This is a genomic window from Armatimonas sp., from assembly GCF_031410135.1.
Taxonomy (GTDB): Bacteria; Armatimonadota; Armatimonadia; order Armatimonadales; family Armatimonadaceae; genus Armatimonas.
Window position 1 is genome coordinate 1 of sequence record NZ_JANNYP010000413.1, and the last position, 6,159, is coordinate 6,159.

A 6,159-nucleotide genomic window follows, 5' to 3' on the forward strand; every position below is an offset into this window, starting at 1 on the left:
CTGTGGGCTGGTGACAATGGTCTCCACCATTGTATTAAAGCGATAGTTATTATTGGTCAGCCGCTTTTGCATCTCCAAGAGTAGCGGCTCGTCGGAGGGCAGCAGAGTTCGGCCTAGCGAATAAGACAACAGCTTGCGGCCAAAGTTATCGAGAAAATCTTTCTGGCGGCGCTGCTTTAGAAAATCTTGGAGCCCCGAGACATCCTCGAAGTCTTTTCCGCCAGGAAACGGGGCGCGGCTGTCCACCTGCTTGCCGCCGCCGTCTTTGGTACGCCGCTCGCCAATCGGGCCAAACTTCTCAAAGACCAGACCATAGGAGTCGAAGCGAGCATGGCAGCCCGCACATGCCGGGTTCTTCCGGTGTGCCGCCAACACCTCACGAAGGGTCTGATCGCCCATCTGTGTCTCGTCCTTGGGAAGCTCAGGCACCACGGCGGGCGGCGGGGGAATCTGCTCGCCCAACAAGCGCCGCACGACCCAGTAGCCACGCCGTACCGGGCTGGTACGCAACCCCGAGGCGTTCTTGGTCAGAAAAACGGCCATCGGGAAGAGCCCACCACGACCGTATTTCTCCGCACTCGGGACTTTCACCCAGGCATCTTTCTCGGCCTTTATATCGTCCATGCCATAGTGCTTGCCAAGCGGTGCATTGACAAAAGTGTGCTTTGCGTAGAGCCAGTCCAGCACTGAGCCATTGCTCTGGAAGGTGTCCATCATGAAGTGAACGGGCTCCTCAAACATCGCTTGGCGCAGGCTATCGTTGAAGCTGGGGAAGCGCTCACGATCCACGGCGCTGTGCTCCTCAAACCGGCGGAAGTCCAGCCAGTTGCCCCCAAACTCCACCGCCAGCGCCCGAACCCGTGGGTCTTTGAGCATGCGACGCGCCTGGGCAGCAAGCACGTCTGGCTTGTGTAGCTCGCCTTTTACGGCAAGGGCCATCAGCTCGTCGTCGGGGAGGCTCGCCCAGATAAAGTAGCTCAGGCGGCTGGCCAGCGCCAGATCCGACAGAGGCTGGGTCTTCGCCTTGCTCTGCGGTGCTTGCACGCTCGACGAGAGAATCTTCCCCGTAGCGGGCTTTGTCGGTGTGGCAGGCGCGTCTCCATCGAGCCGGAACAGAAAACTGGGCGACATGAGAATGCTGGCGACGCAGTCTCGGATGGCATTCTCGTGGGGAATGCCCTCTTTCTGCCGGAGGGTCTTGTAGAAGCCCAGTAGGCTCGTGCGCTCCGCCTCGGTGAGCGGGCGGCGGTAGGCACGGCGGGCGAAGTCTAGTAGCGCCTTGACATGCACCGGTTCCGCAGCGGCCCGGTCGCGCTCTTCCTGGCGGATATCCGCCGACGCGCGCTTGAAGTAGTCTTCATAGGCCGCCAGGGTCTCCGGTTCCGCCCCCTTGCGCTTGGCCTTGGCAAGATAGAGATCCGCATAGCGCTTGATAAACCCCTCACTCGCACTGGCCCGGTCGGTGTACTTTGCGAAGTTGAACTCCGGGTCGCGCTCGGCGAGGATTGTCTGCGCCTCAAGCCCCTCGTAGAACATTCCCTGGAGATAGGTCTCCTCGTTGTACGCGGCCATGATCGCAAAGTCGCGCCAGAGGGCATCGAGCTCTCTCTGGCCCTTCGCATCTAGAACCAGCTCCATCAGCGGCACATCGTCGCGGAAGTAGCTGGTCGCGTTGTGCGTTCCTCCAGTCAGCAGGCGATCCGTGCGCTGGAAGATATTGTCGGACTCCATTAGGCCACGCTCATCAATAAAGAACGCATCCGGGAAGATACTGCTGAACTGCTCGAAGCTCGTTTGATACGGAGCCCGCGCCGCCTCGTCAGAGGGGATAAAGAGATCCGTGTCCACCGGGTCCGTGATCATCTTCGGCGGCTCTTTTACCTGACCTAGCGAGCCGCCTTTCACGGGGGCGGGGCGGCTTGCAGGAGTCGCGTCCACTTGGAGCAGCTTAGGATTGAACTTGCGGCGGTGGGCCGCATAGAGCCGGTCTTTCCAGAGGACATTGGTGAAGCTGCCTGCCCGGAACTCGGCAGGGACCTTAAGGTTTCCAAAGCGCCAGGCGATCTTGCGGCGCAGGCCAACAACCCACTCGCGTAGCTCGCGACTGCCTGCTTTCGCCGCCTCGGGGTCGGTGGGCAGAGCATTGAACTTTTTCTGAAGGGTTGCCACGGGGCCAACTTGATACTCCGGGGCATTGAGTAGCTTCCAGATCGTCTCCAGATACTTCGCGCTGACTTTTTCCTCCGTTGCGACGGTGGCCAGAGGCTTCCCGGAGGTCTTAAGCTTCCAAGCGGCGTAGAAATAATCGGCAAGCTCGGTGGGCTGGCTCTTGTAGAAGGCGACAATGCGCTTGGTGCAGAACTTATTGCGGTCGGTCTCGCCCAGTACGGGATGCGCGGCAAAGGCAAGCCCCGTAGAGGTGAGCGCCATGTTCTCGGAGATTTTTTTTGCCGCTGCCATGTACTTCTTTAGGAGCGCCGGAGAGAACGTCAGCGACTCGCCAGAGTTATCAAAGCCCTCCTGATTGGCAGGGTCCACCGGGAACTCTTTCGTCGGGCGAAGGTCCACACCGGTGAGATCACGGATCGTGTAGTCGTACTCAGCGTTGCTGAGGCGGCGGGCGAGCACCGGGCCAGGGTCGCCTGCCGTGCGTGAAATCTCAAGCTGTCGCACAGCGGCAATCCAGGCCATCACCGCCGCACGTTGCTTGTCTGTGGGACGCTTGGAGAAGTCGGCGGGAGGCATGTCTTTGGCATGCAGTCGCTCCATCACCAAAGTCCAGTGCGGCAGGTCTTTGACCACGGAGGCCATCGTGGTGTAGCCTGCAAGGTTGAGCTGCGCCTGCGGTTTGTCTTTTCCATGACAGTCCGTGCAGTAGGCTTGCATAAACGGGCGAACCGTGCTCGCAAACTGCTTCTCCAGCTCCCGCGCTGTCGGCCCCGCAGTCGCCGCCCCCGACCTCCCGGTCCATAGAAGCATGACAGAAAGCGAGAGAGTGGACGCTAATGCGCCCCCGGTGTAAAGATTAAACCTGAACTTACGGTGCATCATCTCAAATGATAGCATGCTCCTCTCATTTCGTCGAGGAAAACACGCCAAAAACAGAGGGTGGATATAGTCGGGTTAAGATGGATGTGAACCTTCAGCCAGCCGTGGTGCCTTCATTGCATCAAAAAACTTACCATTTGATTGCCCACTCAGGCGGGGGAATGGCTTCAAAGACCATGTCGTTGAAGTCAGCAAGCTCTGTTGTCATGAGCGAGCCATCGTCGTGGAGGGTTGCCACAAAGAGCTTGCCGTCGCGTGTTAGGATCAGCCGCCCTTGTGAATCGACCTCGGCCTGCTCTGCCTCTAGATTCTGGGAAGTCTGCTCAAAAGAGTCATAGAGCGTGTAGAGCGGCGAGCGGCTCTGTCTTGCTTGGCAACGCAGAATAAAACGGCCTTGCGTTCCTTGTAGAGGCTTTTCGTAGGGTGCGTAAAGGTACTCTGACCCGCCCACGACTGGCTGCCAGTCACTAGGAGACGAGGGGCTTTGCTCCGAGATAAGCTGCTTCTTGATCGTCAGCCAGGGAGGCAGTGGATGATTGGGATGTGACTCTGACCAGACCGAGAGAGAACCCGTCAGCTCGACCGTTTGGTTATCCAGAAAGGCACCGCCCCAACGTCCCCAGCTCATCGGCCAGAGAGCAAGGGCGGTTAGATAGGGAGGCTTGCTGATGGCAACCCAGGCATCGCTGTAGCCATTCTCTTGTTTTTGGTGCCACTTATAGGCCGCGTAGATCAGCAGCTTGCCATCGGGGGAAAGATCCTGGAACTGGAGCTGTCCCAGAAACCAGTGGCCTAGCTCAAACGTATCGGTGTCCGTGTGCCATAGGATCAACCGAATCCGCTTGCGTGGCCCTTCCCGGAAGATCACCCCGACAGGTGCCTCACGTGCAAAGAAGAAGTGCAGGCGGGCGAGTGGCTTCGGCTTTGGCTTGAACATGAAACATTGTACCGAGGAACCTCATCCTAGCCTCTCAAGGTATAGTAAGACAATCATACTCGTTTCCCAACGAGAAGAAAGAAGCACTTATGCAACTTCGAAATATCGCGCTGGTGGCGCTGGCACTGACGGCAGTGGGGACAATGGCAAGGGCCGATGACTGGGCGCAGTGGCGGGGGCCGAAGCGCGATGGCATCTCGCAGGAGAAGGGGCTACTGAAGGCGTGGCCTGCCAGTGGGCCGAAGCTGGTCTGGCAGGTGAAGGACATTGGAGGGGGGTATTCCACACCAGTGGTGGTGGGAAACCGGCTCTATGTGCTCAGCAATGAGGGGATGGAAAATGAGTTCGTGCGGGCCTACAGCACGACCAATGGCAAGCAGCTCTGGTCCACGCGGCTCGGCGCGGTGGGCAACCCCAAACAGAACCCCAGCTACCCCGGCTCACGCTCCACGCCCACTGTGGATGGCAAGTTCCTCTACGCACTCGGCTCCGACGGTGACCTGGCGTGCGTCGAGACGGCAACGGGAAAGCTCGTCTGGAAGAAGAGCCTGCGAGCGGACTTTGGAGGGACGGCGGGTGTCTGGGCCTACTCCGAATCGCCACTCGTAGACGGCAACAAAGTGATTGTCTCGCCTGGTAGCGAGAGCGCCGCGATGGTGGCCTTAGATAAGAAAACGGGCGCAACCCTCTGGAAGTCCGCGATCCCAGGCGAGAAAGCCGCCAGCTACGCGTCTGCGATTGCGGTGGAGATTGGGGGCGTGCGACAGTACGTCCAGTACCTGAGTAAAGGTGTGGTCGGGGTGGAGGCCGCGACAGGCAAGCTGCTCTGGCGCTTCGACAAGACCCTCGACACGCGCTTTGGGATGCATGCCCTCACCCCCATTGCGTCCACGAACCTGATCTACACGGGCGCAGCGTCGGCCAGTGGTGCGGCGAAGATCAGCGCGGCGGCGGGGAGCTTCACGGCGGACTCCGCCTATATCGAGCGCAAAGGACCCAATAGTCTCGGGGGCGCAGTGCGCATCGGCGACTATCTTTACGGCACGTCCGGCCCCGTTCTGCTCTGCACCGAGTTTGCCACGGGTAAGATTGTCTGGGAGGAGCGCGGGATCGGAGCCGCCGCGATCTGCGCCGCCGATGGGCTTCTCTTCCTGCACAGCGAGAACGGCGAGGTCGCGCTGGTGGCAGCTAATCCCACCAAGTACACCGAGCTAGGCCGCTTCGCTCCGTCTGCACAGCCGGATCGTGGGCAGAGCAAAGCCTGGGCACATCCGATAGTGGCCAATGGCAAGCTCTACATCCGCGACCTGGGCTGCCTCTGGTGCTACGACATTAAGAACTAAGTGCGCTAAGTGGATCCCCTCTGCGTATTGCACTCTTTGATGACCCTCGGCTCTTAACCGCCGAGGGCGTCGAAGTGAGGCGGTACGGAGGTAATCATGCCTCGTTCCGTTCGCTCTTACCTCGTAATTTTATGGAAGCGCGGGAAAATAAGATACCCAAAAATGCCAGAGAGAAAGTCGCGGGTTCAGGGACAATCATGAAGCTGTGCATGGTCACATGCTGGGAATCTGGATTGCTCTGAGTTCCCGAGTCATTATTATAGGTCATGGTAAAAGCGGTTATCGCATTGGGAAAGTAGACAAACACATTTCCGTTGCTGGAGGTCGTAGCAATATCCCCAACGGTCGACTTGGTTGCAATCGTTCCTGGTCCCAAGGTGTAGTTCACAGGCACATTCGAGGTTAAGGTCGGAGTGGTACTGCCCCCTGCTGCCAATGTCGCTGAAAAAGTGAGCTTATCGCGCCAAGCTGTGCCTGAAGCATCCATATCCGTGATCCAAAAGCCTAGCCCTGCAAGCCCACCCGGCTTGGTAAAGGTTGCGGTTGTTGTCAGCTGTCCGGTATTAGTAGTCAGGTCCATTCTCAAGCTAAGCCCAACATTCATAGGGCTGGCAAAACCACCTTTATTTGTCAGGCTCTCCACCTTAGGAAAACCAGACTGAACCTCACTTGTCGTTCCTGTAATTGCAAGCGGCTTTGTTGCATAACGGGCTAACCCGTATTTTTATCAGGTAGCTACAGGCACGGTTCTGGCAATTATGAAAAGCTGTGAAACGAAACAAAACAACCAAAGAGCCTAAACCCAAAGGGAAAAAGACTTCTTACCGCACC

The 6,159-nt window shown here is 58.3% G+C and carries 4 protein-coding genes; 1 reads left to right on the plus strand and 3 read right to left on the minus strand.

The genetic code is table 11. The features are described from left to right. The coding region (locus RMO15_RS15220; RefSeq protein WP_309714300.1) for a DUF1592 domain-containing protein at positions 1–3,066 on the minus strand (3,066 nt) is incomplete at its 3' end. Between the two features lie 112 nt (positions 3,067–3,178). Beyond that, positions 3,179–3,985, minus strand: coding sequence for a hypothetical protein (locus RMO15_RS15225; RefSeq protein ID WP_309714301.1), 807 nt, complete (start codon positions 3,983–3,985; stop codon positions 3,179–3,181). Positions 3,986–4,074: 89 nt separating this feature from the next. Between RMO15_RS15225 and RMO15_RS15230 the strand changes: the two genes are divergently transcribed. Beyond that, positions 4,075–5,328 carry a PQQ-binding-like beta-propeller repeat protein gene (locus RMO15_RS15230; protein ID WP_309714302.1) on the plus strand — a complete coding sequence of 418 codons (1,254 nt, stop codon included), beginning with the start codon at positions 4,075–4,077 and terminating at the stop codon, positions 5,326–5,328. A 94-nt stretch (positions 5,329–5,422) separates the two neighbouring features. Here RMO15_RS15230 and RMO15_RS15235 read toward each other — a convergent pair whose 3' ends face one another. Further along, positions 5,423–5,908, minus strand: coding sequence for a hypothetical protein (locus RMO15_RS15235; protein ID WP_309714303.1), 486 nt, complete (start codon positions 5,906–5,908; stop codon positions 5,423–5,425). Positions 5,909–6,159: the final 251 nt, after the last annotated feature.